Source organism: Parashewanella curva (assembly GCF_003675895.1).
GTDB lineage: Bacteria > Pseudomonadota > Gammaproteobacteria > Enterobacterales > Shewanellaceae > Parashewanella > Parashewanella curva.
Genome location: NZ_ML014910.1, coordinates 1 through 3,337, shown reverse-complemented (window position 1 = coordinate 3,337; position 3,337 = coordinate 1). Strand labels below are relative to the sequence as shown.

Genomic DNA, 3,337 nt, shown 5'->3' with positions numbered 1-3,337 from the left:
TCAACTGATTCATCAAAAACTGCCCTTCTGTATTTTGCTGGGAAAACTAGGTGATATAACAAAACAGTTACGTTATGACTCTTGTGTATAAACTCACTCATTCACCTATTTTCGCAGCAAGCTGCGGAGAATAAAACCCTCAGAGATTAAATTTTGTGCTGTTTGAGCACTTTTCTGTTCAAGGCGTGAGCAGTAAAGCTTAGTAATCTAAGTAAGCTGGTCACAACACAGAACAGGAAGTGCTCAAAAGCATCGAAGACAGCGTAAATTGGTCACTTCTGCTGCGTTATCGTTTGTTTATGTGGGGCAACCACACTTCACAAACTCTGCCTTGCATAAGGCAACCAATTTATCGCTGCAAAAATAAGCATGAAAGATCTACAGGCCCTATTCAGTAACGACTTTAATTCCTGGAATAACCTGCTGAACTTGCTTTCCTTTCTTTTTAAGCCACTGATAAAAAACGAACAGCAGAGATATCACGCCAGCGATCCAAGCTGCTGATGAAACAGGGTGCTCATTAAAGGTTGCGGTTTGGTAAACTAATACTGAGCTCCCATAGGCCATACCAAATGTCCATAAAGCTGAAAATCTAGCCCACTTGCCACCAAACTCGTTTACTAAAGCTCCCAGTGCCGCTACACATGGGGTATATAGCAAGATAAACAACAAGTATGAAAAAGCAGCAATTTTGGTAACAAAGCCCGCTTGTAAAGCACCAAAGGTTGCAACATCGACATCTTGATCTTCAGCCGCCACCCGCTTATCTTTTACATCACCAATGTTTAATGACAATGGATCTTCCACTTTAATATCCAATAAATTGCTAGGAATACTGGCAATAGCTTCATTCAGACTATGCAAAAAAGGCTCAACCTCAGCGTCCTGCTGGCCCGAATATAAGTTGTTCAAAGTACCTACTACGGCTTCTTTTGCAAAAAGGCCAGTGATAATACCAACTGTTGCTGGCCAGTTATCTTCTTTGATTCCTATAGGTGCAAACAATGGCGTTACTTTCTGACTAGCCACGCTTAAAACTGAATTGCTACTGTCTTCATTACCAAACGAACCATCGGTACCAATGGCATTAATGAAATTAAGCAAAGTTACCACGATAACGATAGTTTTACCTGCGCCAAAAATAAAACTCTTAGTACGCTTCCATGTACGTGACATAACTGACTTAAGCTGCGGCACTTCATAATCAGGCAACTCCATTACAGATGTACTACTCGTTCCTGTAAGAATGGTTTTTCTTAATAATAACCCTGTTCCTACCGCGACGACGATGCCTAGAATATATAGTAAAAATACGATATTTTGCCCTGAATCTGGGAAAAAGGCCGCAGCAAATAATGCATAAACAGATAAGCGAGCACCACACGACATAAAGGGTGCCATCATTCCTGTCACTATTCGCTCTCTTTCATTACCTAAAGTTCGAGTAGCCATGATGGCTGGCACGTTACAACCAAAACCAACAATCATAGGTACAAATGCTTTACCGGGTAGACCAATTCTTCGCATCAAGCCATCAACCACAAACGCCGCTCGCGCCATATAACCTGAACTTTCTAAAATAGAAAGCACTAAGAAAAGAGCTGCAATTACAGGGATAAAAGTTGAAACGGTTTGAATACCTTGCCCAACACCCCCAGCTAAAATGGTTATCAGCCAGTCTGGTGTTCCTAAGCCCGATAAGAATAGTCCGAAGTGATCAACAAACAATGCACCTGATGTAATATCGAAGAAATCAATAAATGCACTACCGACGTTTATGCTTAGCATGAAGGTCATATACATCATAAACAAAAAGAAAGGTACACCCAGCAAAGGGTGTAGGGCTAATTTATCGAATTTATCGGAAAAGGTAGGTCTTTTCTCGTCACAAATAACGTCTTGGCAAACTTGGTCGGCAAATTGATATCGCGCGCTTGCAATCAAGATTTCTATATCACTGTTATCAGAGGTTAAGGATTCACCACATGCCTGCTTTCTAGTAAGTTGCGTTAAGGCTTGAGAGCGAGACACTCCATTGTCTTTTTGTAATTCAGTAATCTTTGCTTCGACTTGAGAGTCGTAATCCAATATTAAAGGGGCTTGTACCTTTTCTTCCTTTAGAATATCGACCAGAATTTGCTTGACCTTATCAATGTCTTTTTCGTTGCGAGAACATACATTAATAACAGGGCAAGATAAGCGCGTACTCAGTTTTTCAACATTAATTTCAATGCCGCGCTGTAAAGCAACATCGTACTTATTTAATAGAACGACAACAGGAATACCAAGTTCTAACAATTGAGTTGTCAAATATAAGTGACGTTCTACATTAGAGGCGTCTACTAGGTTAACAATACAATCTACTGCTTGTTGAGATAAATATTGTTGAGCAATGGTTTCATCTAGTGAGCAGTCACAACCGTCTTTAGCCGCGGTTAGGTCATATATACCAGGTAGATCAGTGATAGCAACTTCAATATCATTATGCTCAAACTTTCCTGTTTTCTTTTCTACCGTTACACCCGACCAATTTCCAACTTGCTGATTAGAGCCTGTCAGTGCATTAAATAATGTTGATTTACCTGCATTAGGATTACCAACAGTGACACAAGTGAAGGTTTGCTTCATTTTGTTACCTCAATAGCATCAGCCAGCTCACTTCTGACACAAAGCCTAGAACCACGAACCTCTATCTCAAGCCCACTACCTAATGGCGCTCTTCTTATCAAAGTTATCTTGCTTTTCGGTGTTATCCCCATTGATAACAGCTTTCTTTTGATAGTTTGAGTCATATCAGAGTTCCCGATTGCAGAAACAGTGACCACTTCTCCAGCTTCAAGCTCGCTCAACTTCATTATTAACTTACCTTAACTTATGGGGTATGAACGTATAGATCATTCTTATCTTATTGTGCTGATCATACCCGACAAAAACCGCAAATGATAATGATTTTCAATAGATATTATGCAGCAAATCACGAAATAATAAAAGCAAGCCGATAAGCCAAAGCAACAGCCTTGATTAACATTGCCTAATTGTAAATTTATAGTTTGCAAACAATTAAAAAATAAACATATGCAAATTAAATAAACTACCCCGCAGCAAGCTGTCTCACCTTCGGCTCGACTTCGCTTCGCGAAGCGGGGTATTTATCTCAGAACAACGTTAACTGGTGATCTTTATGTAGCGCTTTGTACTTATCACCTTTTACTTGGTTTTTGACATAATTTGCTATCATCGATTCATCACCATGCTTTCCGACCGTACTTGCAAAATAACCATCACTCCAGAATTCACCACCCCACAACATCTTTTTGACTTGAGGGCATCTCTTAAA

General features: G+C 39.9%; 3 protein-coding genes and 1 pseudogene. All 4 read right to left on the bottom strand.

The annotated features are described in order from the left end of the window. Window positions 1-101, bottom strand: a pseudogene (locus tag D5018_RS21025) (IS200/IS605 family transposase); the annotation flags it as partial. Between the two features lie 286 nt (window positions 102-387). After that, on the bottom strand, window positions 388-2,628 hold the full coding sequence (gene feoB / locus D5018_RS21020) for a Fe(2+) transporter permease subunit FeoB (RefSeq protein WP_121840927.1): 2,241 nt from the start codon (window positions 2,626-2,628) through the stop codon (window positions 388-390). Further along, the gene (locus tag D5018_RS21015) at window positions 2,625-2,855 is read right to left on the bottom strand and encodes a FeoA family protein (RefSeq protein ID WP_121840926.1); all 231 of its coding nucleotides are present in this window, start codon (window positions 2,853-2,855) and stop codon (window positions 2,625-2,627) included. Before D5018_RS21015 ends, feoB begins: the two co-directional genes overlap by 4 nt. 299 nt (window positions 2,856-3,154) lie before the next feature. Next, window positions 3,155-3,337, bottom strand: a 183-nt coding sequence (locus D5018_RS21010; protein ID WP_207819414.1) for a transposase, incomplete at its 5' end; no start/stop codon positions are given.